This is a genomic window from Streptomyces sp. NBC_00690, assembly GCF_036226685.1.
In the GTDB taxonomy this organism is placed as follows: domain Bacteria; phylum Actinomycetota; class Actinomycetes; order Streptomycetales; family Streptomycetaceae; genus Streptomyces.
Genome location: NZ_CP109009.1, coordinates 3,990,625 through 4,016,528 on the forward strand (window position 1 = coordinate 3,990,625; position 25,904 = coordinate 4,016,528).

At 68.3% G+C, this 25,904-nt stretch carries 23 protein-coding genes; 12 read left to right on the top strand and 11 right to left on the bottom strand.

Features of this window, described 5'->3' with window-relative positions:
- Nucleotides 1-131 precede the first annotated feature (131 nt).
- Both OID54_RS17500 and OID54_RS17505 read right to left on the bottom strand, forming a co-directional pair.
- The gene (locus OID54_RS17500; RefSeq protein ID WP_065961092.1) at nt 132-812 is read right to left on the bottom strand and encodes a response regulator transcription factor; all 681 of its coding nucleotides are present in this window, start codon (nt 810-812) and stop codon (nt 132-134) included.
- Nucleotides 809-2,152 carry a sensor histidine kinase gene (locus OID54_RS17505; RefSeq protein ID WP_329020687.1) on the bottom strand — a complete coding sequence of 448 codons (1,344 nt, stop codon included), beginning with the start codon at nt 2,150-2,152 and terminating at the stop codon, nt 809-811. Before OID54_RS17505 ends, OID54_RS17500 begins: the two co-directional genes overlap by 4 nt.
- A gap of 200 nt (nt 2,153-2,352) precedes the next feature.
- Here OID54_RS17505 and phoU point away from each other — a divergent pair, with 200 nt between their 5' ends.
- The gene (phoU, locus tag OID54_RS17510) at nt 2,353-3,030 is read left to right on the top strand and encodes a phosphate signaling complex protein PhoU (RefSeq protein ID WP_329020689.1); all 678 of its coding nucleotides are present in this window, start codon (nt 2,353-2,355) and stop codon (nt 3,028-3,030) included.
- A 630-nt stretch (nt 3,031-3,660) separates the two neighbouring features.
- Here phoU and OID54_RS17515 read toward each other — a convergent pair.
- Nucleotides 3,661-4,599: a restriction endonuclease gene (locus OID54_RS17515; protein WP_329020690.1), complete on the bottom strand. Its 939-nt coding sequence runs from the start codon at nt 4,597-4,599 to the stop codon at nt 3,661-3,663.
- 245 nt (nt 4,600-4,844) lie between these two features.
- Here OID54_RS17515 and OID54_RS17520 point away from each other — a divergent pair, with 245 nt between their 5' ends.
- Nucleotides 4,845-5,456: a hypothetical protein gene (locus OID54_RS17520; RefSeq protein WP_329020692.1), complete on the top strand. Its 612-nt coding sequence runs from the start codon at nt 4,845-4,847 to the stop codon at nt 5,454-5,456.
- A gap of 195 nt (nt 5,457-5,651) precedes the next feature.
- Here the strand turns inward: OID54_RS17520 and OID54_RS17525 are convergent, their stop codons facing one another.
- Nucleotides 5,652-6,413 (bottom strand): phosphoglyceromutase, encoded by a 762-nt coding sequence (locus tag OID54_RS17525; protein ID WP_329020694.1) that lies wholly within the window; start codon nt 6,411-6,413, stop codon nt 5,652-5,654.
- A 140-nt stretch (nt 6,414-6,553) separates the two neighbouring features.
- Between OID54_RS17525 and OID54_RS17530 the strand changes: the two genes are divergently transcribed.
- Nucleotides 6,554-7,873 carry an MDR family MFS transporter gene (locus tag OID54_RS17530; RefSeq protein ID WP_329020696.1) on the top strand — a complete coding sequence of 440 codons (1,320 nt, stop codon included), beginning with the start codon at nt 6,554-6,556 and terminating at the stop codon, nt 7,871-7,873.
- A 609-nt stretch (nt 7,874-8,482) separates the two neighbouring features.
- Here OID54_RS17530 and OID54_RS17535 read toward each other — a convergent pair.
- Nucleotides 8,483-10,069, bottom strand: coding sequence for an MFS transporter (locus OID54_RS17535; RefSeq protein WP_329027599.1), 1,587 nt, complete (start codon nt 10,067-10,069; stop codon nt 8,483-8,485).
- Between the two features lie 244 nt (nt 10,070-10,313).
- Here OID54_RS17535 and OID54_RS17540 point away from each other — a divergent pair, with 244 nt between their 5' ends.
- The gene (locus OID54_RS17540) at nt 10,314-10,613 is read left to right on the top strand and encodes a hypothetical protein (protein WP_329020698.1); all 300 of its coding nucleotides are present in this window, start codon (nt 10,314-10,316) and stop codon (nt 10,611-10,613) included.
- Between the two features lie 102 nt (nt 10,614-10,715).
- On the opposite strand, the gene OID54_RS17545 is transcribed toward OID54_RS17540, so the two are convergent.
- Both OID54_RS17545 and mshA read right to left on the bottom strand, forming a co-directional pair.
- A complete protein-coding gene (locus OID54_RS17545) occupies nt 10,716-11,216 on the bottom strand; it encodes a YbjN domain-containing protein (protein WP_329020700.1) in 501 nt (166 codons plus the stop codon).
- Complete coding sequence (mshA, locus tag OID54_RS17550) at nt 11,209-12,549, bottom strand: D-inositol-3-phosphate glycosyltransferase (protein WP_329020702.1); 1,341 nt, start codon at nt 12,547-12,549, stop codon at nt 11,209-11,211. Before mshA ends, OID54_RS17545 begins: the two co-directional genes overlap by 8 nt.
- Nucleotides 12,550-12,846: 297 nt before the next feature.
- On the opposite strand from mshA, the gene OID54_RS17555 reads away from it, so the two are divergent.
- The 3 genes from OID54_RS17555 (at nt 12,847) to OID54_RS17565 (ending at nt 17,183) form a co-directional block, all read left to right on the top strand.
- On the top strand, nt 12,847-13,629 hold the full coding sequence (locus OID54_RS17555; RefSeq protein ID WP_329020704.1) for a class I SAM-dependent methyltransferase: 783 nt from the start codon (nt 12,847-12,849) through the stop codon (nt 13,627-13,629).
- A gap of 225 nt (nt 13,630-13,854) precedes the next feature.
- On the top strand, nt 13,855-14,970 hold the full coding sequence (locus tag OID54_RS17560; protein ID WP_329020706.1) for an NlpC/P60 family protein: 1,116 nt from the start codon (nt 13,855-13,857) through the stop codon (nt 14,968-14,970).
- Nucleotides 14,971-15,854: 884 nt separating this feature from the next.
- Nucleotides 15,855-17,183, top strand: a complete 1,329-nt coding sequence (locus OID54_RS17565) for a PP2C family protein-serine/threonine phosphatase (RefSeq protein ID WP_329020708.1) — start codon at nt 15,855-15,857, stop codon at nt 17,181-17,183.
- A 69-nt stretch (nt 17,184-17,252) separates the two neighbouring features.
- Here the strand turns inward: OID54_RS17565 and OID54_RS17570 are convergent, their stop codons facing one another.
- From OID54_RS17570 to OID54_RS17585, 4 genes are all read right to left on the bottom strand, one after another.
- Nucleotides 17,253-17,594, bottom strand: a complete 342-nt coding sequence (locus tag OID54_RS17570; protein ID WP_329027600.1) for a DUF2516 family protein — start codon at nt 17,592-17,594, stop codon at nt 17,253-17,255.
- Nucleotides 17,595-17,699: 105 nt separating this feature from the next.
- A complete protein-coding gene (locus tag OID54_RS17575; protein WP_329020710.1) occupies nt 17,700-18,380 on the bottom strand; it encodes a hypothetical protein in 681 nt (226 codons plus the stop codon).
- A gap of 23 nt (nt 18,381-18,403) precedes the next feature.
- A complete protein-coding gene (locus tag OID54_RS17580; RefSeq protein WP_329020712.1) occupies nt 18,404-18,913 on the bottom strand; it encodes a helix-turn-helix domain-containing protein in 510 nt (169 codons plus the stop codon).
- Nucleotides 18,914-19,449: 536 nt separating this feature from the next.
- Entirely contained in the window at nt 19,450-20,226 is a 777-nt protein-coding gene (locus OID54_RS17585) for a MerR family transcriptional regulator (RefSeq protein WP_329020715.1), read from the bottom strand.
- A gap of 220 nt (nt 20,227-20,446) precedes the next feature.
- On the opposite strand from OID54_RS17585, the gene OID54_RS17590 reads away from it, so the two are divergent.
- The 5 genes from OID54_RS17590 to OID54_RS17610 all read left to right on the top strand — a co-directional run bounded on the left by OID54_RS17590 (nt 20,447) and on the right by OID54_RS17610 (nt 25,898).
- Nucleotides 20,447-21,610, top strand: coding sequence for a serine hydrolase domain-containing protein (locus OID54_RS17590; protein ID WP_329020717.1), 1,164 nt, complete (start codon nt 20,447-20,449; stop codon nt 21,608-21,610).
- Between the two features lie 745 nt (nt 21,611-22,355).
- Complete coding sequence (locus tag OID54_RS17595) at nt 22,356-22,844, top strand: MarR family winged helix-turn-helix transcriptional regulator (RefSeq protein WP_329020719.1); 489 nt, start codon at nt 22,356-22,358, stop codon at nt 22,842-22,844.
- A 169-nt stretch (nt 22,845-23,013) separates the two neighbouring features.
- Nucleotides 23,014-23,493: a pyridoxamine 5'-phosphate oxidase family protein gene (locus OID54_RS17600; RefSeq protein ID WP_329027602.1), complete on the top strand. Its 480-nt coding sequence runs from the start codon at nt 23,014-23,016 to the stop codon at nt 23,491-23,493.
- 193 nt (nt 23,494-23,686) lie between these two features.
- Nucleotides 23,687-24,232: a YfbM family protein gene (locus tag OID54_RS17605; RefSeq protein WP_329020721.1), complete on the top strand. Its 546-nt coding sequence runs from the start codon at nt 23,687-23,689 to the stop codon at nt 24,230-24,232.
- A gap of 553 nt (nt 24,233-24,785) precedes the next feature.
- The gene (locus OID54_RS17610) at nt 24,786-25,898 is read left to right on the top strand and encodes a selina-4(15),7(11)-diene synthase (RefSeq protein ID WP_329020723.1); all 1,113 of its coding nucleotides are present in this window, start codon (nt 24,786-24,788) and stop codon (nt 25,896-25,898) included.
- Nucleotides 25,899-25,904: the final 6 nt, after the last annotated feature.

Genomic DNA, 25,904 nt, shown 5'->3' on the forward strand with positions numbered 1-25,904 from the left:
AAGCACCGGTGCCGGAAGGCCCGGGCTCTGGATCGGACGGCCTCCACAGCACGAAGAGAACGCCCCACCGGTTTCGGTGGGGCGTTCTCTTCGTCAGCGGGCACCTATCGGCCCCGAGGGACCGGGACCGGCTAGGGCTCGAACTTGTAGCCGAGACCGCGGACCGTGACCAGGTAGCGCGGCGCACCCGGGTCCGGTTCGATCTTGGCGCGCAGCCGCTTCACATGGACGTCCAGGGTCTTGGTGTCGCCCACGTAGTCGGCTCCCCACACCCGGTCGATGAGTTGCATCCGGGTGAGGACGCGGCCCGCGTTGCGGAGCAGCATCTCCAGGAGGTCGAACTCCTTGAGCGGCAGGTCGACCTTGCCGCCGCCGACGGTGACGACGTGGCGGTCCACGTCCATCCGGACCGGGCCGGCCTCCAGGGCGGCGGGGGTGACCTCCTCCGGCTCGCCGCGGCGGCGCAGTACCGCGCGGATGCGCGCCACCAGTTCCCGGGACGAGAAGGGCTTGGTGACGTAGTCGTCCGCCCCTATTTCCAACCCGACAACCTTGTCGATCTCGCTGTCCTTCGCGGTCACCATGATGACCGGGACATTGGACCGACCGCGCAGTTGGCGGCAGACTTCGGTGCCGGGTAGGCCGGGGAGCATCAGATCGAGGAGGACGAGGTCGGCGCCGTTGCGCTCGAATTCGTCGAGTCCTTCGGGGCCCGTGGTCGCCACGGCGACTTCGAAGCCTTCCTTGCGGAGCATGTAGGACAGGGCGTCGCTGAAGGATTCCTCATCCTCGACGACGAGCACTCGGGTCACGGAAGGACCTCCGGGGCAGGGGTGTCGGTGTTCGGATCGGTGTCGTGGGGCCGGTTGTCGTCCTCAGCGGGGCGATCCGTGCCGGTGGCGGGGCGGCCGTCGGGCGTGGTGACGCCTTCGGGTGCGTCCGTACGGGTGGCGGGGGCCTGGCTGCTGGCCGGGCCCTGGCCGTTGACTGAGCGGTCCCTGGCGGCGCCCGCTTCGGGCAGTCGCAGGGTGAAGGTGGAGCCCTGTCCCTCGGTACTCCAGACGCTGACCTCCCCGCCGTGCGAGGCGGCCACGTGCTTGACGATCGCCAGTCCGAGCCCGGTGCCCCCGGTGGCGCGGGAGCGGGCCGGATCGACGCGGTAGAAGCGTTCGAAGATCCGCTCGCGGTCCTTCTCGGGGATGCCGATGCCCTGGTCGGTGACGGCGATCTCGATCAGGTCGGTGCCCATGTCGGAGATCCGGCGTGCGGAGATGCCGACGCGGGTGCGGGCGGGTGAGTAGTTGACGGCGTTCTCGACGAGATTGCCCAGTGCCGCGGCGAGCTGGCCGCGATTGCCCCAGATTCGCAGGTCTTCGGCGCCAGCGGCAGCCATGGTGATCTGTTTGGTGGAGGCGGGGTGGCGGGAGCGGTCGATGGCCTCGGCGACCAGCTCCTCCACCCGTACGGGTTCGGCGTCGTCCAACGGGTCGTCGTTCTGGACGCGGGAGAGGTCGATGAGTTCTTGTACGAGGTTGGTGAGCCGGGTCGCCTCGATCTGCATCCGCCCGGCGAACCGGGTCACCGCCTCGGGGTCGTCGGATGCGTCCATGACGGCTTCGGAGAGCAGCGAGAGCGCGCCGACGGGGGTTTTGAGCTCATGGCTGACGTTGGCGACGAAGTCCCTGCGCACCGCGTCTATCCTGCGTGCCTCGGTGAGGTCCTCGACCAGCAGGAGGACCAGGCGGGAGCCGAGCGGCGCGACCCGGGCGGAGACGGCGAGGGCCTCGCCCCGACCGGTGCCGCGCCGCGGGAGATCCAGCTCCACCTGGCGTATCTCACCGTCTCGACGTGTATCCCTGGCCATCTGAAGCATGGCGTCAACAGTGAGTTTTCCGCCACGAACCAGCCCGAGGGCGTACGCGGCGGAGCTGGCCTTGACGACGGAGTCGCCCTCGTCGAGGACGACGGCGGATGAGCGCAGCACGGACAGGACCGTGTCGACGCCGGGTGGCAGCACGGCATCCGTGTGCAACGAGCTACGGGTGGGTCTGCGCTGTTCCCGCTCGCTCCAGCGGAACGCCAGCATCGCGATCACACCGGTCAGGAGACCGGCGATCGCCGCTGCTGCGGCGACTGCCGCGTTCACGTCCATGCATCCAGGTTATGCGTGGTCACGGACATGCTCACAGCCAATCGGGTGGCAGCGGGAACACTCGTCGCCCAGAGTTCACCAAGGGGATGGGACCGGTTCATTTGGCCGGGAGGATCTGGACGGGTTATCCGTGCACCGTGGGAGCGTGGAGGTCCGAGTGCCCCACCCGGACCTCTGTTCATCAGCAGAAAGGGAACCCGATGCGGGACGCGTACCACGAGGAACTGGATTCCATCGGCGAGGGTCTTGTCGAGATGGCCCGACTGGTGGGGTCGGCGATTGGACGCGCCACCACGGCCATGCTCGACGCCGATCTGAAACTGGCCGAAACCGTGATCGCCGCGGATCAGAAGGTCGATGACCTCCAGCACGACCTGGAGGCGCGGGCGATTGCCCTACTGGCCCGGCAGCAGCCGGTCGCCACGGATCTTCGGATCGTGGTCACTTCGCTGCGGATGAGCGCTGACCTGGAGCGTTCCGGGGATCTGGCACAGCACGTGGCGAAGCTCGCCCGGCTGCGTTTCCCCGATTCGGCGGTGCCCCAGGACCTCCAGGCGACCATCCTGGAGATGGGCCAGCTCGCCCAGCGGCTGATGGCGAAGGCCGCCGAGGTGATCATCACCAAGGACGTCGATCTGGCACTTCAGCTGGAGACGGACGACGACGAGATGGATCTTTTGCACCGCACCCTCTTCCAGCATCTGATGGACGACCGCTGGAAGCACGGGATCGAGACGGCAGTGGACGTAACGCTTCTCGGGCGTTACTACGAGCGCTTCGCCGACCATGCGGTGTCGGTGGCCAAGCGGGTCGTCTATCTGGTCACGGGCGAGCACGCCGACGAGATCCAGCCACTCACCCCGGTGGACGGGACCTGAGGGCTGCACCCTTCCGTCCTTCCCGTCCCACTCCCGCGCCGGCTCTCGGGGAACCACAGCCCGGGAGCCGGGGTAGGGCCTTCGCAGGGGCCCGGGCGGCTGTTCGATGCGTCCCGGGCACGCTGCGACTCTCCTGGCCCGTCGGGCGCTCACCGACGCCTCCGCCCGCCACCCCCGGCGGAGACCCGCCGTCCGCCGGCACTTCGCGGTTTGCGCCGGATCGCGGGACGACGTCGGGCCATGCGCCCATGCCTCAACGCGCTGTTGATGCGCCTGCCCCGGCGGGCATGGAATGGCGAGAGGCGACCCATCTCGTACGTCTTGTACGGCTCGTACGCCATCAGGAGGAACTCATGACCGATTCCCCTAAATCAGCGATAGCGACTCCGCAGGAGATCGCGGCGGAGGTGGTGCGGTTCGCACTGCTCCGCGCATGCAGTTGCGGCGCAGGATGCAGTTGCGGCTGCCAGTCGGGCGGCTCCTGCCAGTGCGGCGGCGGCTGCGGCTGACCGACCGCTGACCCACACGGCAACAAGGACATGCCCCGCCCGGTGTCATCGGGCGGGGCATGTTCGTCGAAGGGTGTAAGGGCCCTTCGGCATCGGGTCGGATCGTGGTGGCCGCTACCGCCTACGGCAGTGCGCTCGGATCGGTGCTGGCATAGCCCTTGCCCTCCTGCCAGATGACAACGCACCGCTGACTCTCGGCGAGGGCCAGCAGGTCTTCCCGCGGCTTGGACGGGAGCAGGATCGCGCGGTGACGGTGGGAGACGAACCTGCTGTAGTCCGCGAGTTGACCGATCGCCATCCGCAGGTTCTCCCGGGTCACACTGCCCTTGGCCTCGACGAGCAGCCCGAGCCCCGGGGCGTAGAGGTCGGTGAACAGGGGACGACTCTCGCCCGGCGGCAACAGCCGGTGGCGGTGCGACTGGTGCCCCTTCACGGTGAGGTAGTCGGCGAACGCCAGGACCAACTGGACCTCCCTGCGCTCGGCCTCGTACGCCTCGCGGTTGGGATTGACGTACGTCCGCTCGGTCTCGCTGCGCTCCAGGGGCAGTTCGTCGACCTCGTGAGGGCGGCGGTCCAGCAGCCGTCCCAGCCTCGTGGTCGGCGGCTGGGGCGCGGTGTCCACCGGCTTGAGCCGGAAGACGATGACCTTGCGCAGCGGCCCGTCGCCGGTCTCCGGCGCATCGGTCTCGTACCAGGGTGACTCCTGGTCCACGACGAACTCGCCGCGATAGGTGACGGTGCCGCGGGCTCCGCCGAAGACGCGTAGGGCGCGTCCCTCTGCCCGGTGGTTGAGGATGCTGGCGTTGCCGGAGAGCATCCGCTGATCGCCGTACTGGCCTTCTCCGCTGTAGTGGAAGAGGCCGTCGGGCATCCAGTCGTCGTAGTAGCCGTGCTTCTCACCGGCGACCGGGTCGGTGAAGACGAAGACGTTGGGGCTCTTGGCCGAGGGGCCGATGCCGCCCTGCGTCCGCCCGCCGTAGGTGCTGTGCAGCAACTTGCGCTCGATCTGCTGCCCGGGCTCCAACGTCCACTCCGGCACTGCCGTGGCCGTCTCGCTCATGGTCCTCCGTCACTAGACGCCGACGCCTTGCACGCCGAGCATTCCCTCATACTGACATGCCTCATCCGAATCTGATGCGGAATTTCCGCATCAGATTCGCTGGCGCGACCTCTACATCGCTCGGGAGTTGGCCTCCGAATCCCTCACACAGGACGCCACCGGCACCGACCATGCGCACTTGTGTGATGCACCGTCAGGAGTCACGGTCGAAGAGGTCAACTGTGCTGACGGGGAGGGCGACAGACATGACCTCATCGACACCATGGGCCCGCAAGACCTTCGGTGATCTGGCCGGACCACTGGCTCTGGCCGTTCCGCTCTGTCTCGCCAGGGCTCACGACAGGGCGCGCAGCGGCCACCAAGGCGTCCACACCCAGACCCTGGAGGCTTATGGGCACGGGTTGCACGCGGTGCAGTACGAAGAACTGGCCGCCGGCCTCGAACACCTGCCGGGCGCAACGGCCGTACGCCTCCAGGCCCGTACCGTGATGATCGTCTCGGGTCAGGTGATCTACCCGATCCGCTATGCCAAGACAGACGTGCCCGTGACCGCGGCCCGGCTGCGCAGGGCGTCCGGACTGCGCGCCGACCTCATCCGCCAACACGGACCCGACCCCAGGCAGGGCGAACTGGATCTGGGGCTCGACGAAGGGACGGACGGCGAAGTCCACCCCGACCTGGCCCAGTTGCCGCCGGACGTGGGGCTGGTCCTGGTGGCGTACGCGTGCTCCATGAGCCGAGGGGTCATCAGGCTCGAATGGGGATCCGCGGAACTCAGCCGCGAGGACCGGTATTTGATCTGGCACCATCACGAGCCGCTGACGGTGCCGGGTGGAGCGGCCGAAGGCTCCTTCTGAAGCCAAGACCCACTGAGACCCACTGAGAACCACCGAGACCCACTGAGAACCACCGAGAACCGCTGAGAAGCACTGAGGCAACCCGAGCAACACCAAAGGCTCCGACCAGCCGGCGCCACGGGAACGGCAACGAGCCCCCTGTCTGCGGGAAGACTGTGGACAGGGGGCTCGAACGGTACTGCTGCCTGCTGCTGCTTACTTCTTCTTGCCCTGGTTCTTGACCGCCTCGATCGCCGCCGCAGCCGCGTCCGGGTCGAGGTACGTGCCGCCCGGCTTGAGGGGCTTGAAGTCGGCGTCCAGCTCATAGGCCAGCGGGATGCCCGTCGGGATGTTCAGCCCGGCGATGGCCTCGTCGGAGACGCCGTCGAGGTGCTTGACCAGCGCGCGCAGCGAGTTCCCGTGCGCGGCGACCAGGACGGTCCGTCCGGTCAGCAGGTCCGGGACGATGCCGTCGTACCAGTACGGGAGCATCCGGACGACGACGTCCTTGAGGCACTCGGTGCGCGGGCGCAGCTCCGGCGGGATGGTGGCGTAGCGCGGGTCGCCGCTCTGCGAGAACTCGGTGCCGTCCTCAAGGGCGGGCGGCGGAGTGTCGTAGGAACGGCGCCAGAGCATGAACTGCTCCTCGCCGAACTCGGCGAGGGTCTGCGCCTTGTCCTTGCCCTGAAGCGCGCCGTAGTGGCGTTCGTTGAGGCGCCAGGAGCGGTGCACGGGAATCCAGTGCCGGTCGGCGGATTCCAGGGCGAGCTGGGCGGTGCGGATGGCACGCCTCTGGAGGGAGGTGTGCAGCACGTCGGGGAGCAGACCGGCGTCCTTCAGCAGCTCACCGCCGCGGACCGCCTCCTTCTCGCCCTTCTCGGTGAGATTGACGTCCACCCAGCCAGTGAACAGGTTCTTCGCGTTCCACTCGCTCTCGCCGTGGCGGAGGAGGATCAGCTTGTACGGTGCGTCGGCCATGCCTCCGAGCCTAGTGGACGGCCTTCGCCGCCTCGCCTGCGGCCGGCGTCAAGTCACTGGCGGCCGGATGACCACCTATGTAATGTGCGCAATACCGAAAGAGCTATTACATGGCCTGATCGAGGCTGCTGGGGGGACCTATGCCCATCGCCCGTGCGCGACGCGCGCTCAAGGAGAGCGTGTCCGGGCTGCCCCGCGAGTTCTGGTGGCTGTGGACCAGCACCCTCGTCAATCGCCTCGGGGCGTTCGTCGCAACCTTCATGACCCTCTACCTCACCCTGGATCGCGGCTACTCGGCCTCCTATGCGGGGCTGGTCGCCTCGCTCTACGGACTTGGCGGAGTGATCTCGTCCATCGGTGCGGGAGTCATGACTGATCGGCTGGGACGTCGGCCCACCCTGCTGATCGCCCAGAGTTCGTCGGCCGTGTCGGTGGCCGTACTGGGTTTCGTACAGCACCCGGTGGCCATCGCCGTCGTCGCGACGGTCGTCGGTGCGGCGACCAACGCCTCGCGGCCCGCGGTACAGGCGATGATGGCCGACATCGTGCCGCCGAAGGACCGGGTGCGGGCGTTCTCGCTGAACTACTGGGCGATCAACCTCGGCTTCGCCATATCCGCCGCAGCGGCGGGATTCATCGCCGAGTACAGCTATCTGGCGGGCTTCATCGGGGAGGCCGTGATGACGCTGGCCTGCGCGATCTTCATCTATGTGAAGCTGCCGGAGTCACGGCCCGAGCAGGGCGGGCCAGGCACTGCGGACGCTTCGGCGCAGGAGGAGCAGGAACGGGTCAGTCTGGGCACGGTGCTGCGCGACGGCCGGTTCATGGGCATGGTCGGGCTGTCGTTCCTGATCTCGCTCATCTTTATGGAGGGATTCGTCGGGCTGCCCCTGGCGATGGGCGCCGCCGGCTTCTCGGCCGCGGACTTCGGCCTGGTGATGGCCCTCAACGGCGGGCTCATCGTGGCCCTTCAGATCCCCCTCACCCGCTACATCGAGCACCGCGATCCACGTCGACTGCTGATCGTCTCGTCACTGCTGGCGGGGTACGGGTTCGGGCTGACGGCCTTCGCCGGGTCGATCGCCGTGTACGCACTGACCGTCTGTATCTGGACCCTGGCGGAAATGGTGAACGCACCGACCCAGACGGGGTTGGTGGTCAGGCTCTCGCCGGTACACGGGCGGGGCCGCTACCAGGGGATGTACACCCTGTCCTGGGCCGCTGCCTCGCTGGTCGCGCCGGTGCTCGCCGGCACGATCATGGACGGGTTGGGTGCCGCTTGGCTGTGGGGCACGTGCGCGGCGCTGGGGACGGTGGCCGGGGTGGGCTACTGGGGTCTGATGCGCAATCTCCCGCCGGCCCTCACGGGTTCCGAGATCGCGGATGCGGCACCCGTCACCGTGCCGAAGGCGGACGGCGCGGCGAGGTCGCCCATCGCCGCCGACTCCCCGTCCGACTGACCGCCTCCCGGGCGGGCGATCCACCTCGTGTCACGGCTCGGCCGCCGTCGCGGTGTCGCCCCGCCCACCCGGCAAGATCCGGAGAGCTAGGGCCGGCGGGGCGGTGCCGGCGCATGGTGATCACCGAGCACGCCGGATTCGGGCACACCCGCGAACGATCCGGCGCGAGGGGCAGCAGCGCCCGACGGCGGGCCGGAGTTCGCGGTGGCTAATGCACCGGCGCCTGACACGAGGAGTGCGGCAAGGAGCGGGGGCAGGAGGAGGCGTCTGATCTGGGGCACGTGGCCCTCCTTTTCCATTGTCGGGGGTGCCGTGCGGCACGGGAGTCTGCGCTGAGGTGCGGTGACACCGTTCCAGTCCGATCGTCGTACTTGATGACCGGCAACTTAACGAAGCCGAACGACGACATACAGGGTGCGAGGCGACGCTCACGCGCACGGCACCCGGATGAGGAAGCGTCCCATCGGCGGCAAGGGGGCGGGTGGCCTGTGCGGCTCCCACAGCGCGCTTCCTAACCGGACTGACCAGCGCCAACACCCCTGTGTCGCACATCACTTCGGGGCGATCGCGCGACGGTCCGGGAGGGGCGAGGGTGGCGCGCCGTACCCCTCAGCCGCGGATGGAGCCGTCGTCCGTCACCCGGGTGCCCGGGTGGGCCAGGGCGCAGAGGAAGGCCACGCCCAGCGCGATCGCCATGCCGTAGAACACCCACTGGTTGGCCTCGGCGAAGTCCATCCGCAGATGTTGTGTCGCCTCCTTCACCAACACCGCGACCCCTCCTTCCCCCGCGGGCCCCCGCTCCTGCGCATGGCCGGTGACCTGTTGGGTCACCTTCTGTGCCGCCTGCCGTGCCAGTGCGGCCGGCACCCCGCGCTCTTCCAGGGTTCCGGCCACCCGCTCGGTCGTGATGTGGGCGAGGACGGTTCCGTACACCGCGAGACCCACCGCTGCGGCGTAGTTGCGGATGGTCTGGGTGATGCCGGTGACCTCGCCGTAGGAGGCGCCGATGGCGCGGTTGACCGCGTCGGTGGACGCGGGCGCCAGCAGGAATCCGATGCCCGCTCCGGCCAGGACCACATAGGGCCATTGCGCGCTGAAGGAGAGGTCGGTGAGCTTTCCGGCCCACAGGGCGAATCCGACGGCGCCCAGCGCCGTACCCAGCAGCATGGCCGGTCTGGCGCCGCGCTTGTCCAGGATGCGTCCGCCGATCTGGGAGGTGATCGCGAAACCGATGAAGAAGTAGAGGAGATAGAGCGCGGCCTCGTTGGGCGAGGCGCTGAGGGAGACCTGTGCGTACACGGAGGCGAAGAAGAACAGCGGGACGAAGGCCAGCATCGCGAAGAAGAGAACCGCGTTGTCGACGGCGAAGGCCCGGTCCCGGAACACCCTGAGTTGGATCAGCGGGTGTTCCGACAGACGGAGTTCATAGCGACAGAACGCCGCCAGGACCAGGAGGCCGCCGACGATGCAGACCCAGGTGGCCGCCGAGTCCCAGCCCCACTCGGATGCCTGTTGCAGCCCCAGCACGCTCAGCCCCATGCCCAGGGCGACCAGGACCGCACCCGGTACGTCGATCCGTTCCTCGCGTTCGACGTTGGGAATGCGGGCGAGCACGGTCAGGACGATCGCGATCACCGCGACCGGGACGTTGACCCAGAAGATCGCCCGCCAGGTCCAGGTGGTGAGCCAGCCCCCGAGCAGGGGCCCCAGGGCGGTGAGACCGCCCGAGACCCCGAAGAAGAGGGCCAGTGCCCGACCGCGGCGTTCCACCGGGAAGACCGCGACGACCACGGCGAGGGCGGCCGGGAACATCAGCGCCGCCCCCAGCCCCTGAGTCGCCCGGAAGACGATCATCCACGCCTGTGCGACTTCGCCGGTCGGTACGCAACCGCACAGGATGGACGAGACGACGAAGACCAGGGTCCCGATGAGCATGATCCTGCGGTGGCCGTAGACGTCAGCGAGGCGCCCGCCGAGTGCGAAAAACGCGGCGAGTGAGAGCAGATAGGCATTGACCACCCAGCGCATTCCCGCCGAGGAGAGACCCAGTTCATGGGTGATGTCCGGGGCTGCGATGGCGACGATCGTCTGGTCGATGAAGGTCATCGCCACGGCGAACATCATGGCGGCGAGGGCGAGCCGCTCGTTGGGGACGGGCTCCCGGGGTGCGGAGGGGCCGCGCGACGACCTCCCCATTCCCGACTCTCCGGACATTTCACTCATGCGCAGATTCTGCCGCGCGGCTCTCACGGCCGCACCAAGGGACGAGCGATCGGCGGAGCCCGATCCTGGCCGTCAGCAGGGATTCGCTGTGCAGAAAGGTTCCGGAAACCGGCTGTATGATCCCACCGCCATCATCACCAAAGGGGGAATCATGGAGAATTTCGCACCACACACACCCACACCCGAACCGGCTCCGGGCCGAAGACGGAATCCCTGGATGATCGCCAGCGTCGTGCTGGCGGCCACCGTGCTCGCGCTCGGCGGCTTCCTCACCGGGCAGGCGTTCCCGTCGGACGGTCACCACAAGTCGAAGGGCGACTGCGGCGAACTGCGCGACCTGGCGAAAAAGAAGAAGCGCAAGGCCGAGTCGCTGCAATCGGTGGAGACAGAACGCACCGCGTGGCTCCAGACCGTGCGCACCCACGCCTATCTCATCAAACAGAACCGCCGTTGCTTCTCCGCCGAGGACCGGGCAGAAGCCCATGCCACGCTGGACCAGTTCCGCGTGGTGTCCTGACGCCCCCGGCGCGGGGGCGGGCATCCGCGCGTGCGCGCTCCGGGCAGGACACAGGACCGGTGCCTGATCCCCCGGCGAATCAGCCAACCGGCTAATCCCTGGTCAGTCGGTCGAGCCCCTGGTCAGTCCGGTGAACGCATCCAGGTTCTTCGTGGACTCGCCGCGAGCCACCCGCCAGGCGTACTCCTTGCGGATCGCGGTCGCGAACCCCAACTCCAGCAGGGTGTTGAACGCGCCGTCGGAGGCTTCGAGCACCGACCCGAGCAGACGGTCGAGCTCAGCCGCGTTGATCACCGAGAGCGGCAGCCGCGCGGTGACGTAAACATCGCCCAGTTGGTCCACCGCATAGCTGATCCCGTACAGCTTGAGGTTGCGCTCCAGTAGCCAGCGGTGGACGGCCGCGTCGTTCTCATCGGGGTGACGGATGACGAAGGCGTTCACCGACAGCGAGTGCCTGCCGATGCGAAGCGAGCAGGTCGTGGAGAGCTTGCGGGTGCCGGGGAGGGTGACCACGTAGGAACCGCTGGCCGGGCTCTCCCACTCCAGGCCGGCGTCCTCCAGGGCGCTCTCGATGATCAGCGCCGGCTGCCGTGCGTCAGACATGGTGCGAGCGTACCCGGCGGCGCCGCTCCCACATCGCTGCCGTGTAGACGTCCGCGGTGGCGGCGGCTGCGGTGTCCCAGCCGAAGCGTTCCGCGTGCTGCGCCGCGTCCACGCCCATCCGGGTGGCGAGAGCGGGATCGAGCAGCAGTCGGTGCAGCGCCGTGGCGTAGTCGGCGGGGTCATGGCCGTCGACGAGGATCCCCGTATGACCGTCGGACACCGCGACCGGCAGTCCGCCCACGGCTGCGGCGACCACCGGCGTGCCCGCGGCCTGGGCCTCGATGGCGACCAGCCCGAAGGACTCGCTGTACGAGGGCATCACCAGCGTGGATGCGGCCCGGAACCAGTCCGCCAGCACGTCCTGCCCCACCGGCGGATGGAAGTGGACGATGTCAGCGATACCGAGGCGCGCCGCCAGCTTCTGGAGCCCTTCGGGCCTGGCCAGCCCACTGCCGCTGGGCCCGCCGACTACGGGGACGTACATCCGTGAACGCAGCCCCGGTTCCCGCACCAGCAGTTGCGCGACGGCTCGCAGGAGGATGTCGGGGGCCTTCAGCGGCTGGATGCGTCCCGCGAAGAGAGGGACGAAGGCACCCTGAGGCACCCCGAGGCGGGCTCGGGCGGCGGCCCGCCCGTCGGCTGGACGGAAGCGGTCGAGGTTCACACCGGGGTGGACGACGGCCACCTTCGCGGGCTCCGCGTCGTAGAAGCGGACCAACTCGTCGGCCTCTTCGGCGGTGTTGGCGATCAACCGGTCGGCGGCGTGGACGATCTGGGTCTCGCCGATGACGCGCGAGGCGGGCTCGGGGGTGTCGCCGTCGGCGAGCGCCGCGTTCTTGACCTTGGCCATGGTGTGCATGGCGTGCACCAGGGGGACGCCCCAGCGTTCCGCGGCGAGCCAGCCGACATGGCCGGAGAGCCAGTAGTGGGAGTGGACGAGGTCGTAGTGCCCGGGGCGGTGTCCGGCCCACGCCTGCATCACACCGTGGGTAAAGGCACAGAGCTGACCGGGCAGCTCCTCCTTGGCCAGCCCCTCGTAGGGGCCGGCGTCCACATGGCGTACGAGGACTCCCGGGGCCAGTTCGACCACGGGGGCGAGGCCGCCGGCGGTGGCCCGGGTGAAGATCTCCACCTCGATGTTGATGGCGGCGAGACGCTTCGCGAGTTCGACGATGTAGACGTTCATCCCGCCCGCGTCGCCCGTCCCCGGCTGGTGGAGGGGGGAGGTGTGGACGCTGAGCATCGCGATTCGGCGCGGTTTGCGGTGGCCGCCCGGAAATCTGATACGGGGAGCCAAGAAGCTGCCGGAGAGGCGGGAGACGTACTGGCTCACGTCGAAGGTCCTCCTCGCTCGGGGCACGGCAAGCTGCGGCCACCAGCAGCCCTCCACCCGCGCACAACAGCGGACCGCCGCCTTCCATTTCCCGAGTGTGTCCGCTTTACCAAATTATTGCCAACCACTCTCCGACGCCGGAGGCGGCCAGGGGAATGCCGGGCAGCAAGTCGTCGGCAGCAACCGACACGGTTGACCGGACGCCTCCACACTCCCTCGGAATTGCACATTCCGAATGCTCTGGGAGAGTGTCGCCGCCAGGGCCGGGCACACCGGGCACCACATACGCTCGCTCATATGACACGCCCCGTAGGCACCGCCACCCGCGGGACCACCAACCCCAATCGACTGCGTCGCATGGACCGCTGGATCGCCGCCGTCCACGGCCCGGCACTGCGCCGGAGCGAACGCCCGCTGGCCGTCGACCTCGGCTACGGCGCGGCACCCTGGACCACGCTCGAACTGCTGCGCCGACTGCGTACCGCCGACCCGCGCTGCGAAGTGATCGGCATCGAGATCGACCCGGCACGCGTCACGGCTGCCGAACCCTACGTGCGCGAGGGGCTGAGTTTTCGACACGGCGGCTTCGAGATCCCCGTGCAGCCCGCCGTCAGTCTCATCCGCGCGGCCAATGTGCTGCGGCAGTACGACGAAGGCGCAGTCGACGCCGTCTGGGCCCGACTGCGGTCGCGGCTCGCCCCCGGAGGGCTGCTGGTCGAGGGCACCTGCGATGAGGTCGGACGACGGCACGTATGGGTGGCGATCGGCCCGGAAGGGCCGCGGACCGTGACGTTCGCGGCCAGGTTGGGTTCGCTCGACCGGCCTTCCGACCTGGCGGAACGGCTACCAAAGGCGCTGATCCACCGCAATGTCCCGGGCGAACCGGTCCATGCGTTCCTACGGGACTTCGACCGCGCCTGGGCGACGGCCGCACCGTACGCAGCGCTCAGTGCCCGACAGCGCTGGATCAGGGCGGTCAGGGACCTGGGCGCCGACTGGCCGCTGCGGGACGACCACAGGCGATGGCGGCAGGGCGAGGTGACCGTGGAGTGGTCGGCGCTCGCGCCCCGATCCGTCTGAGCGAGGCGACGGCCAACCGCGGGCATCCGGCCGACCTGCAGGGACGCCCGGACGAAATCGCTCCATGGGGAACGACACGGGTACGTCGTTCGTCTTGTGACTTCGGGGAGGGTCGCACGGCCGACATGGCTCAGGGACCCTGTCGCTTTGCGCCGCACCGTGGCAGCATCGCCGAAACGCCCACACGTTACTGACGGTAAATCAGCTGGGTTGGGGAGGGGAGCCGTGCTTCGACGCCACTGCGCCACCGCGGCGGTCACGCTGGTCTGCGCACTGACCGCCTTGGCAGTACCGGGCACCGCCTTCGCCTCCCCCGTCTCACCCAGGCCCGCCGTGGCTCCCGGCACCCCTCTTTTGCCCAACGCCCCCGAACCACCTCCACGGAGCGGCACGGCCGGTACGCCGGCCGCGCCCGAGAAGTCACTCGACGAGATCCGCTTGGAGATAGAGGGCCTCTACCACCAGGCCGTGTCCGCCACGGACACCTATAACCTCGCCGAGGAACAGGCCAAACAGCAGTCCAAGGAGATCACCGAACTGGCCCAGCGGATCGTCAAGGGCCAGACCCGCATCGACGATCTCAAGCTTCGTGCGGGCGCGGCGGCCCGCGCCCAGTACCAAAGCGGTGGTCTACCGCCCGAGGCCCAACTCATCCTCACCGACGACCCCCAACTCTTCCTCGACGGAGCCAGCAGGGTGAAGGACGGGATGAAGGCGACCCGGGACCTGTTGCGAGAGTTGGAACAGACGCAAGCCGATCTGGAGTCCTACTCCCTGGACGCGAACACGCAGTGGCGCAAGTTGGAGGCCAATCGCGTCCGGCAGGCCAAGGCGAAGAAGGAGATCGACGCGAAGATCGCGGCGGCCGAGGCGCTGGAGGGGCGGCTGCACAAGGAGGAGCTCAAGCGCATGCTGGTCCTGGAGCGGCGCGCAGCGGACAAGGCCCAGTCGGAGTGGCTGAGGTCGTCCCCGCTCAAGCGCGGCGCGAAGGCCACCACGCGGGGGGCTGCGGCGGTGCAGTTCGCGACCGGACAGATCGGCAAACCGTATGTGTGGGGGGCGGAGGGCCCCGGTTCGTACGACTGCTCGGGACTGACCTCGCAGGCGTGGGCGTCGGCCGGGCGCCCCATCCCCCGGACCTCGCAGGAACAGTGGCGCCAACTGCCCAAGGTGGCGGTGGCGGACTTGCAGCCCGGCGACCTGATCATCTATCACGCGGATGCCAGCCATGTGGGGATGTACGTGGGTGACGGGACGATCGTTCACTCGCCTCGGCCCGGTCGGCATGTGACGCTCGCGGGCGCTGGTTCGATGAGGATCCTCGGCGTCGTACGCCCCTGAGGCCCGTGGGCGGGCCTTGGTTGCGCGTAAGTCCGGGCGTAGGTGCCTGCCGGTCGCCCTTGGGGTACGAGTTCCGGGCGTACGTGCCCGTCGGTCGCGCTCAGGTCCCGGACTGGGGTCAATCCGGACTGGGTTCGGTCGGGCCTCAGGTGTGCTCCGGCCCGGGTGCGTGTGCGGCGTGTGCGCGAGCCCGGAGTACGAGTTGGCCCACGGCCGCACCGAGGCTCCCCGGCCTATCCATGGGCGCCAGCACATGTCCCGAACCCGGAGTGCACCTGAACTAGGAGTGCACCCGAACCCGAGGTGCACCTGAACCCGGGGTGACAGGAGCCGCCCACCGATGCCCCGCTATAGCGTCGAAAACACGCCTAGTCGGGAGTAAGAAATGAGACATGCGCAACACTCACCCCGCCATATCCACAAGAACATTGGGGCCAGTGTGGCTGGTGATGCTTCATGGCATCTATGGGAGCTTGATGCCCCCGGCTAGCGCAGGGGCCACACGCCTACCCCGAACGCCGGGGAGAATGCCATCGAAGGGCGCTCACGCCGCTCGAACGGCCCGCGCGACCTGCCGCAAGAGCGCTTCGGAGCCTTCCGCGGGCGCCCTATCCCGAGCCCCGTCCCCACAGAACCCCACCGCCACTCCCGCACCGCCATCACCAGCCCAACCGGCTCCGTCGCCACCCGGTAACCGGGCGTGTTCAACGGCGTGATGTTCGTCATGAGGGCCTCGCCAACCGCCCGTGGACCGCGTAGAGATGACGCCACCCGCTCCTCGGACGCCATTCCACTATCGGCGGGGCTACCGCTATGGTCCCCGTCTGGCGGGTTGTCGATCGTCGTCCCGCCGTGCCCTCGGGGGAGGGAAGGAATCCGGATCAATGCCAGCACCTGTACCGCGACAGCGGAGAGTCCCCGTCGCGGAGGCCGCACAGGGCGCCACAGCCGTGGACGCACCCCGTGGCGGAGCTCCCGACACCGAAGCCACCGCTGCGCGGGAGCTCAACGGCGCCGGCCCCGGCACCCATGACGCCACCGGTGGCACCAACCTCACTGATCTCACCCTGCTGGTGATCGAGGACGACCCGACGGGCCCCTTCTCGGTACCCGAACTGCCCACCACCGCGGCCACCCGGGTACGCATCCGCAGTGCACGCAACCTCACCGAGGCCGAGCGCCTCCTCACCGACGACGTCCATTGCGTCCTGGTGGACCTCGCCCTGCCGGTGCCGGGTGACGACGGACTCGCCGCGCTCAGGCACGTACTGCGCATCGCGCCGCGACATGCCGTGCTCGCCCTGACCACCTCCGACGACACGGAGCGGGCCACGGAGGCGGTACGGGTCGGAGCGCAGGACCATGTGTTCCGGGACGAGCTGGACGGGCGGCTGCTGAGCCGGACCGTTCGGTACGCCGTGGAGCGCAAGCGCGCCGACACCACCCAGATCAAACTGGCCGAGTCCCGGCTACGCGCCCAGGAGAACGCACGGCTGGAGCGCGGACTCCTGCCAACCCCGCTCCTCGAAGGCTCGAACCTGAGGTTCGCCGCGCGCTACCGTCCCGGCCGCTCCCGCGCCCTCCTCGGCGGGGACTTCTACGACACCGTCCGCACCCCCGACGGAACCGTCCACGCCATGATCGGCGATGTCTGCGGACACGGCCCCGACGAGGCCGCACTCGGGGTGGAACTGCGGATCGCCTGGCGGGCCCTGACCTTCGCGGGCCTGTGCGGAGACGAACTGCTCTCGACCATGCAACAGGTTCTGGAACACGAGCGGGAGAGCGAGGAGATCTTCGCGACGCTCTGCACCGTGGACATCGCACCGGATGGACGGCGCGCCGGGCTCTGTCTGGCCGGCCACCCCTCACCACTGATCACCCGGGCCGGCCGGGCCGCGCAGATGCTCCCGTACGAGAGCGGAGGGCCGGCGCTCGGGCTGCTGCCCAGGGCGCGTTGGCCGCGGCTCCAGGTGGAGCTCGGTGGAGCGTGGAGCCTGATGATGTACACCGACGGGCTGATCGAGGGCCGCTCGGGGCCTGGCGCCACTCAGCGCCTGGGTGACGAGGGCATGGTCCAGATGATCAATCGGCAGCTCGCGGCCGGGCTACAGGGCGAAGAACTGCTGGACGCCGCGGTGACCGAGGTTCGGGAGCTCAACGGCGGGGAGCTCACCGACGATGTGGCGGTACTGCTGCTGAGCAGGGGCTGAACCCCTGCTCAGCACGGTTCGAACGGGATGGTGCGGGGCGGGTGTGGGCACCTACCGCCGTGGTGCAGGTCACCTACCGCCGTTGTACGGGCCGTAGGGGCCGTCGCTGCTGGAGCCGCCACGCTTGCCGCCCCCACCACCGGTGACCGCCTTCAGCGCGGGCCGCACATCGACGAAGAAGACGATCGTGGCGATCAGACCTGCGATGGACAGGAACAGGATGTTCAGGAGCAGGTTCACCACGACGGTGATGCCGAGGATGATCAACCAGAAGTTCTTGGTCTGCTTGTCGGCGGCGCGGTAGGCGTCCCCCCGCGCCATGGCAGCCATGACCAGCGCGGTCACGGATGTCACGGCAAAGACCAGGAAGAGCAGGAGCGAGAGGGTCGCGTCGAAGTTCGCGCGAAGCATGTTGAGCACCGCCTTGTCTGCTGAGGGCACCTCGCCGCAAAGGTACCTGGAGAACGGGCCGGACACTCCAAAGGTGCCCGGCCCATTCTGCCCGTACGCATATGCCTACTCGGCGGGCGGGGGCGTCTTCTTCGCAGCGGGCTTGCGGGCCGGGGTCGTCTTGCGAGACGCCGCAGTGCTCTGGCGTGCGGCGACCTTGGGCTGCTGGGTCTTGGCCTCGGACTTCGGCTCGCTCTTGGCCTCCGCCTTGGCGGCGGGCGAGGTCTTCGGCTGGGCGGTCCTGGCCTGCCGGGGCTTGGGCGGCTGGGCCTTCGCGGGCTGCGGCTTCGCCGGCTCGGGCTCGACGGCCACGGCGATCTCCGTGATCTCCTCGGCCGCCTCGCCACGCCAGGTCCGCACGGCCTGCTCACCGTGCTCGGCGACCCGCTCGTAGGTCTCCCGCGCCCTGACGGCGTACTCCGCGGCGAGCCCGACACTGCGCAGGGCCAGGTCCTGGGCGCTCTCGCTGAGCTTCTTGAAGTCGGCGTCGAAGCCGCCGAGCACCTCGTTGACCTTGGTCTGCACGGTGACCTGGGCCTCCTTGGCCTGGACGGTCACCTTCTCCTGCACGGCCTTGGGGTCGGCGTTGCGCACGGCGTCGATCCGCCCGGGCGCCTCGGCCGCGAGCTGCTCAAGGATCGCGGGCACCTTCCGGGCCTCCTGAACGGCGAGGTCGGCGGTGCCGGCGAAGAAGTAGAGGGGCTTGGGGTCGGACAGGGTCTTGCGCAGGTCATCGGTGATGGCCATGGGTGGTCCTCCTGGACGCAGGTTCAGTGTGAGGGTCGGTCGGGTCCACCGCCGTCGCCCGCACTCGGGCCTTCGGCAGTGGTGTCCGGGGCTATGTCCATACGGGTGCCCTCGCCGGCTGGGATCACGGCATCGGCGTCTTCGACGGCATACGCCGCTTCCGGATCGTCCGAGCCAGCGGCGGTCTCGAATCCGTTCTCCTTGCGGAAGGACTCGTAGATCTGGAGCAGTACGGCCTTCTGCCGCTCGGTTATGGAGGGGTCCGCGATGATGACTGCTCGCGTCTCCAACTCGTCCCGGTCCCGCTCGTCGAGGATGCCGGCCCGCACATAGAGCGTCTCGGCGGAGATCCGCAGGGCCTTGGCGACCTGCTGGAGCACCTCCGCGCTCGGCTTGCGCAGTCCGCGCTCGATCTGGCTCAGATAGGGATTGGACACCCCGGCGGCATCCGCGAGCTGCCTCAGCGAGAGCTGGGCGTTTCGCCGCTGCTCGCGGAGGTACTCACCAAGATTGCCGACGTTGAGTGATGCCATGAACCGATGGTGCAACAGGTCTGCTAACTATTGCAAGCAAGTGCTTGCAATAGTGTTACGAACAACAGTGCGAACACTCGTGTGACTCGCGGCGCTAGCTGTCACTTCGCAGGAGTTTCTGTCACCAGCCGTCCGTAGCCGTCGAGCGGTGACGGGCTAGCTGGAACCTGGTCACGCTTGCTGGAACCGGTGATGGCGCTCTTCGAAAGCGGCCACCGCCGATCGGGAGTCACCCCATGCCTGCTCGATGGATCTCCCCAGTCATGGGACACCTGACCTGCAGCCGGGCGCCACAAGGGAGAGGTCAGCACATAGCGCCGCCGTAGGCGCCGAAGCCGTGCGGGCACCGCCGACGGCGCTGGTTATCTAGGGTTGTCAAGCTCATTCGCTGGTCAGTGGCCTGCTCATGGTGCAGACAAGTAAGGCAAGGGTTCGGCGAGTTGATCAGTCTTCGGGGACCCGCCAATATCCTCGTTGCACGACAGCATCGGATGCCCACGTCCAGTCTGCGGCCCCGGCCTTCTCCTGGGAGGGCGTTACTGATGCGGGATGTGGATGCCGGCCGCGCGCAGGTTCGCTTCGATCAGGGCGTTCAACCGGGCGATGGAGGGTCCCTGGTCTTCCCGGTGGTGGTTGACCAGTCCGTACCGGGCGGCGGCGTCTGACTGGTTCTGAAACCCGGTCGGCACCGCCTGCAGCGCACGGTTGGTCAGCAGATTGGCGGCCACCGCGGACGCGAGCCCGTCGATCCGCGGGTCGTCGGGATCCCAGGATCTGGCGTCCCAGCTGCGTTTGGTCAGCGCGATGAACTCGGGGTCGGCGAGCGAGTGTTCGAGCTGGGTCAGGAAGCCGTCGAAGATCTCCGGAATCAGTGCCCGGGCCAGCACCAGACCCTCGCGTTGCACGGCCACGTAGTCGGGGCTGAAGCCGAGCTCGGTGAGTCGGTCCAAGATCGCGCAGGCCCGGTCGGGCAGCAGGGCCCGGTCGCTGTGATCGAGCCGGTGCAGCGTGTCGCGGCGTGCGGTCAGGTCCTCGATCCGTTCGGTGAGGCGGCGATGGACGTCGTCCAGGGCGGCGGCGAACCGCTCGGGATCGGCGTCGAGCAGGTCGCCGATCTCGGCCAGCGGCACGCCGGCCCCGGCCAGGGTCCTGACCTGGATCAGCCGAAGCAGGTCGGCCGATCCGTACCGCCGGTAGCCGGAACCGTCACGTTCCGGCTCGGCGACCAGGCCGAGCCGGTGATAGTGCCGCACCGTCTTGATCGTGACGCCGACGAACGCCGCCGCCTGACCGATCGTGAGCCCGTTCGCCATCGGCTCAGCACACCTCCAGATCGTGGGCGGCCGCAGTCGCGAGGTGCGGGTTGCGGGCGATCACAGGGGCGAGGGTAGCGCGCAAGGATCGGTGCCGGTCAGCCCATGGTCGCGATGGAGGTTGACCTTGACCTTGGGTCAGGGTGCACGCTCATCGCAAGGCCGCCTCGAAGGGGCCGGTAGCCGCCAGGGCCAACTGTCGCGAGATTGAGGACTGACCATGAGCGAGTCCCTCCACACCACAGAGAACTCCACTTCCGGACAGGATCGCCCGGAGCTGCAGAAGGCCATCCAGGAGATCGTCGACTCCGGTCTCGCCGGGGTGTCACTGCGCGTGAACGATGAGCGGGGCGAGTGGGTCGGCAGCGCCGGGGTGGCCGAGCTGGGCGAGGCCGCCAAGCCGCCGGTCAACGGGTACGTCCGGATCGGCAGCAACACCAAGACCTTCACCGCGACCCTGGTGCTGCAACTGGTGGCCGAAGGCAAGATCGAACTGGACACCCCGGCGGCCGACTACCTGCCCGAGTTCGGCCTTGACCGGCGGATAACGGTGCGGATGCTGTTGCAGCACACCAGCGGGGTGTTCAACTTCACCGGCGAGCTCTTCGAGGACGGGACGGTCGTAGCGGGGATCCCCTGCACCATCTCGGGCCAGGAGTGGGTGGACAACCGGTTCAAGACCTACCCGCCGGAGGAGCTGGTACGGCTGGCGTTGTCCAAGCCGGCGCGGTTCGAGCCGGGGACGGACTGGAGCTACTCCAACACCAACTACGTGCTGGCCAGGCTGCTAGTCGAGAAGGTCACCGGCCGCTCGTGCGCCGAGGAGACGCAGGAGCGGATCCTGGGTCCGCTCGGAATGTCGGACACCGTGACGCCGTACACCTCGCCGGAGATTCCCGAGCCGCACGCCCACGCCTACTACCGGTACGAGGAAGCCGGCCAGCAGAAGACGGTCGACATCACCCGCCAGAACCCTTCCTGGATCTCCGCCGGCGGAGACATGATCTCCACCACCCAGGACCTCCACACATTCATCTCCGCGCTGGCGGGCGGCAAGCTCCTGCCGGCCGGGCTGCTGGCCGAGATGCGCACGCCGCATCCCAAGAGCGGCTTCGGCCTGGGGCTGCGTGTGCAGGACGCGGGCCCCAGCGGCGGCACCCTCCTCTTCCACAACGGCGGCGCTGCGGGCCACGCGGCGCTGATGTACAGCACGCCCGACGGCAGCAAGACCCTTATTGCCTCGCTCAACTATGTGGACGACGCCGCAATGTCCCTGGCCGGGGCGTTTCTGAAGGCGATGGAGAGGCTCGTCGATGAGGTGTTCGGTGGCGAGCAGGCCGGATCGACTGACGAGGTGGCCGAGCCGGCGCAGCCGACGGACTAAGCACCTCGCATGTACTGAAGCCCGGGCCTGTGGCGCTGCCGCCGATGCCACGAGAACCAGCGAACCGGCCCGACCCCGGGAAGCGGAACCTGGGCAAGGTCCCTGACCGGCACGATCAGTTCGCCGCCTCCGAGGTTCAAGGTGACCGCCCAGCAACGAGTCCAGCCATCCGAGAGATCCAGATCCTGACGTCCAGAGACAACCGACGCACGTACGAGCAGGTCGTCCCAGCGGCAGCGGTGCGACCACACCGCCCCCGCCTCGGGTGCCGCCGCAGGCAGCAGTCCGTACTCATCGGCCATGCCTTCAAGCAGACGCCCACCACGGCGCCCAGCACCATCACACTTCGAAATCGGTGACAACCCGACTGCGAACACGAACCTTGTGACAACTAGCCCGAGCAACTGGTGACAACTATCGCTGCGAACTCGACCGAGACGACCAGGTCAGATCCCCCGCTCGGTGACAGTTATCGCTGCAAGTCACAGCTCGCGCCCCGACCCTTGCACCCCGCCCCACCGGAGGCACCCGAGGGGCAAGATCGAGCGGGGCGCCGAGACTGCGACCGACGGGCAGCACCCTGAGCGCGATGGGCAGTCGTTGCGCCTAGCGCGACGCCGCGACGCCTCTGCCGGGCAGCCTTCCTGGGCAGGGCAGCGCCAAGCCCCCCGTCCATACACGCACGGAGACGAGAAAGTCCCCTTCCGGATAATCTGCCACAGTCCCAATTGCTACCCTCGCGGACATGACCGCCCAGGCACCCATCCGGACCCAGCCCGATCTCTCGTTCCTGCTGGATCACACCAGCCATGTACTGCGAACCCAGATGGCCGCCGCCCTCGGCGAGCTCGGGTTGACCGCGCGGATGCACTGCGTCCTGGTGCACGCCCTGGAGCAGGAGCGCACCCAAGCGCAGCTCGCCGAACTCGGGGACATGGACAAGACCACAATGGTCGTGACCGTGGACGCGCTGGAGAAGGCCGGCCTTGCCGAGCGCATCCCGTCCCCGCACGACCGTCGCGCCCGGATCATCACCGTCACCGACGAGGGCGCGAGGGTCGCCGCGGAGAGTCAGCGGATCGCCGACCGCGTCCACGCGCGTGCACTCGACACACTGGACGAGGGCGATCGACAGGCACTGCTCCAGGCACTGAACCAACTGGCCGCAGGACATTTGGCCACTCCCAGCGAAAGCCCACGGCCCGCACGGCGGGCGCGCCAGCGGGAGCAGTGAACGGCACCAGCCCCCCAAGGCGACAACGGCACTCCACAGCAGAGACCATCCGAGATAGATAGTCTGCAACAAAACTATCTGCTACGGTCGATCTTACTGCTCCCTGGAAGCTCCCCGGAAGAGGAGAACTGCCGTGCCCACACCGTCCACTTCTGCCACTGGCCCCGGAATGACCGACGACCCGCCCGGCGGCGGTCCCGCCCCCCGCGCCCTGAGCGAAGAGGAGTTGGACGCGCTCCTTCGATCCCAGCAGTTCGGAGTGCTGGCGAGCGTGAAGCGCAGCGGACATCCCCATCTGACCACCGTGCTCTTCCACTGGAGCCCTCGGGAACGCATCGTGCGCGTGTCGACCACGGTCGATCGCCTCAAGGCACGTCAGTTGCGGCGCGATCCACACACGGCCCTCCATGTCAGCGGTCCGGACGTGTGGTCGTTCGCCGTTGTGGAGGGCGATGCGGTGGTGTCGGAGCCGTCCACCGAAGTCGGTGATGCCGTGGGGCGCGAACTGCTCTCCATGACGCCCGGATTCACCGATACCGGCGAGGAAGCCGCCTTCCTCCAGCAGTTGGTGAGGGAGCGTCGCGTGGTCGTACGTATCGGAGTGACGCGTCTGTACGGGACGGCTCTGGACGTGCCGCGAGGAGACTGACCGCACAGCAGTGCGCCACCCCTGGCGCACCGACTGCCCCCGAGGCGCGGGGAGTCAACCCACCCGCAGCGCCATGGACCGCAGCGGTGCCGACGGTGGCGGTATCGATCCGTACGCGTGAGTCGGTTGGGGAATGCGGGGTCTTTCGCCCACTCCCCGCCCCGGCGCCCCTGGTCCGCTCTACCATCTGGGCATGAGCATGATCGGTGAGTACGTGCGGGTGACGGCGGCGCAGCTCGACCAGGCGATCAAGGACCCCGAATGGGCGTCGGACCTCATCGACGAACTGATCGAGGCCGACTGGGAAGGGGGTGCGGCCCCCGAGGAGGATCCATCGAGCACCACCCCCGATGCGGCCCGCGCCTTGGGGGCTCGCTCCCTCGACGTGGACAAGGCATGGGATGCCCTGGACTTCCTCCTGCGCCGCCGGGACTTCCCTGTCGACATCATCCACGGCGAAGCGCCGATCCCCGGGGCCGACGACTGGGGGTACGGACCGCCCCGCTATCTCACGCCCGCCCGGGTGCAGATCGCGGCCGACGCGCTTGGTGGACTCACCGCCGATGAACTCGTCGCGGACGTCTCCCCGCAGGAGTTGGCCGGTGCGGACGTCTACCCCCGGATCATCTGGGAGCGGGGCGAATCCCTGGACTACGTCCGTGGGTACTTCGCGGTGCTCGTCCCGTTCTTCCAGGCAGCGGCTCAAGCGGGCGACGGGATGCTGATCTGGCTTGATTGATCTGCTGTAGTCCCACCAGTGCAGAGTCCCGCAATACCACGAGTACAGGGCAATTGGGCGTATCGTTCCAGCCAGATTGAAGGCCCGCGAACCCGGGCGAAGAGGCCGACACGCTGAGCCCTGGGGCCAACCACCCCGGGCAACTGCGCTATTTATATTGCGTTTTGCGATTTTTATACCATTTCTTGAATGCCCATAGAACATGTGGCGCAGATCTCTTCCGCGCGCTTCCGCCCGCCCGAACTCCGCACCGACGGCGCGATAGCCGCTTGGGCGTGTCGCATTCGAGCCATCGCCAACAGCCCCCTGTCATCAGGGGATCTCGGGCACGAAGCGCACCGACCCGGGAGCGCAAAAGGGGCTCCTTTTTGCGCCACTAAAGCGCGCCGGAGCGAAGAACGGGCGCATACACGCTCTCCATGGTGGCGTGAAGGCTCCATTGGATGCCCCCTGACCAGTGAGTACTATGCGCCGTAGTTGATCAGTCGCGTGGCGTCACCCGACGCACCAGCAACGGGCGACCCACACACCATGTGCAGAGAGGTGGCCGAAGGTGGGGCCAGAACTGACCGTTCCGCCGATCTTCTCGCCGATACCCCCAGCCATCCATCCGCGCCATGCAGCCATCGACGCCCGAACGGCCGCATGGGCGGAGGCGTTCAGCATCGGCAATCCGGAGCTTCGGGCCCGGCTCGTCCGCCATGACATTGGTACGTTCTCCGCCATGATCCTCCCCGAAGGCCGGGAAGAGGTCGTCAGCATCCTGGCGGACTTCGTCCTCTGGCTCTTCGGTGTCGATGACGGCTACTGCGAAGAGAGCGATCTCGGCCACCGTCCGGGAGATCTGGCCGCCGTACTCCACCGCCTGTTGCGTGTCGCCCAGAACCCCGACACCCCACTGCTGGAATCCGACCCGATCGCCACCGGACTGCGCGACCTGCGGGCCCGGATCTCGCACCACGGCACACATGGACAGGCGGCACGCTGGATAGACGCGCTGCGCGAGTACTTCTTCTCCGTCATCTGGGAGGCGAACCACCGTCAGTCCGGGACCGTCCCCGACCTCAACGACTACACGTTGATGCGGCTCTACGACGGCGCGACCACGGTCGTGCTGCCCCTGCTGGAGATCGCGCACGGCTATGAACTCCAGCCGCACGAACGGGACCACCCCGCCACCCGCGCCGCGGCCGAGATGGCGTCCTTCATCATCACCTGGGACAACGACATCCTCTCCCACCACAAGGAGAGTCGTTCGCCCGGCTACTGGCTCAACGTCCTGCGCGTACTGGAACACCACCACCAACTCGACCCGGACGAGGCACTGGCGGTGGCGGTGGCCCAGCGCGACCGGGTGATGTGCCTCTACTTGCGTCTGCTGCGCGATCTGACGCCTCGCGCGAGTCCGCAGTTGCACCGGTACCTCGCCAGCATCACCCACTTCATCCGCGGTGCGCAGGACTGGGGCATCAGCTCCCACCGCTACACCACGCCCGACGACCCCGCCGACCTCCCCACCACCTTCAGCGACGTCCCCACCGACAGCAGTGAGGAGCCGCTCGACATCCCCGTCATCACGTGGTGGTGGGATCTGGTTCCCGAGAGCGCCGGCGCCACGAACATCGAGGCCGTGGTCCCGACGGCCCAGTTGGTCGCTCCCGCCTGACCCTGC

What these genes read in the sequence shown, in the direction of transcription:
- OID54_RS17505 (WP_329020687.1), bottom strand. Translation starts at nt 2,152, where the DNA reads ATGGACGTGAACGCGGCAGTCGCCGCAGCAGCGGCGATCGCCGGTCTC.
- phoU (WP_329020689.1), top strand. Translation starts at nt 2,353, where the DNA reads ATGCGGGACGCGTACCACGAGGAACTGGATTCCATCGGCGAGGGTCTT.
- OID54_RS17515 (WP_329020690.1), bottom strand. Translation starts at nt 4,599, where the DNA reads ATGAGCGAGACGGCCACGGCAGTGCCGGAGTGGACGTTGGAGCCCGGG.
- OID54_RS17520 (WP_329020692.1), top strand. Translation starts at nt 4,845, where the DNA reads ATGACCTCATCGACACCATGGGCCCGCAAGACCTTCGGTGATCTGGCC.
- OID54_RS17525 (WP_329020694.1), bottom strand. Translation starts at nt 6,413, where the DNA reads ATGGCCGACGCACCGTACAAGCTGATCCTCCTCCGCCACGGCGAGAGC.
- OID54_RS17530 (WP_329020696.1), top strand. Translation starts at nt 6,554, where the DNA reads ATGCCCATCGCCCGTGCGCGACGCGCGCTCAAGGAGAGCGTGTCCGGG.
- OID54_RS17535 (WP_329027599.1), bottom strand. Translation starts at nt 10,069, where the DNA reads ATGGGGAGGTCGTCGCGCGGCCCCTCCGCACCCCGGGAGCCCGTCCCC.
- OID54_RS17540 (WP_329020698.1), top strand. Translation starts at nt 10,314, where the DNA reads ATGATCGCCAGCGTCGTGCTGGCGGCCACCGTGCTCGCGCTCGGCGGC.
- OID54_RS17545 (WP_329020700.1), bottom strand. Translation starts at nt 11,216, where the DNA reads ATGTCTGACGCACGGCAGCCGGCGCTGATCATCGAGAGCGCCCTGGAG.
- OID54_RS17555 (WP_329020704.1), top strand. Translation starts at nt 12,847, where the DNA reads ATGACACGCCCCGTAGGCACCGCCACCCGCGGGACCACCAACCCCAAT.
- OID54_RS17565 (WP_329020708.1), top strand. Translation starts at nt 15,855, where the DNA reads ATGCCAGCACCTGTACCGCGACAGCGGAGAGTCCCCGTCGCGGAGGCC.
- OID54_RS17570 (WP_329027600.1), bottom strand. Translation starts at nt 17,594, where the DNA reads ATGCTTCGCGCGAACTTCGACGCGACCCTCTCGCTCCTGCTCTTCCTG.
- OID54_RS17575 (WP_329020710.1), bottom strand. Translation starts at nt 18,380, where the DNA reads ATGGCCATCACCGATGACCTGCGCAAGACCCTGTCCGACCCCAAGCCC.
- OID54_RS17580 (WP_329020712.1), bottom strand. Translation starts at nt 18,913, where the DNA reads ATGGCATCACTCAACGTCGGCAATCTTGGTGAGTACCTCCGCGAGCAG.
- OID54_RS17585 (WP_329020715.1), bottom strand. Translation starts at nt 20,226, where the DNA reads ATGGCGAACGGGCTCACGATCGGTCAGGCGGCGGCGTTCGTCGGCGTC.
- OID54_RS17590 (WP_329020717.1), top strand. Translation starts at nt 20,447, where the DNA reads ATGAGCGAGTCCCTCCACACCACAGAGAACTCCACTTCCGGACAGGAT.
- OID54_RS17595 (WP_329020719.1), top strand. Translation starts at nt 22,356, where the DNA reads ATGACCGCCCAGGCACCCATCCGGACCCAGCCCGATCTCTCGTTCCTG.
- OID54_RS17600 (WP_329027602.1), top strand. Translation starts at nt 23,014, where the DNA reads ATGACCGACGACCCGCCCGGCGGCGGTCCCGCCCCCCGCGCCCTGAGC.
- OID54_RS17605 (WP_329020721.1), top strand. Translation starts at nt 23,687, where the DNA reads ATGAGCATGATCGGTGAGTACGTGCGGGTGACGGCGGCGCAGCTCGAC.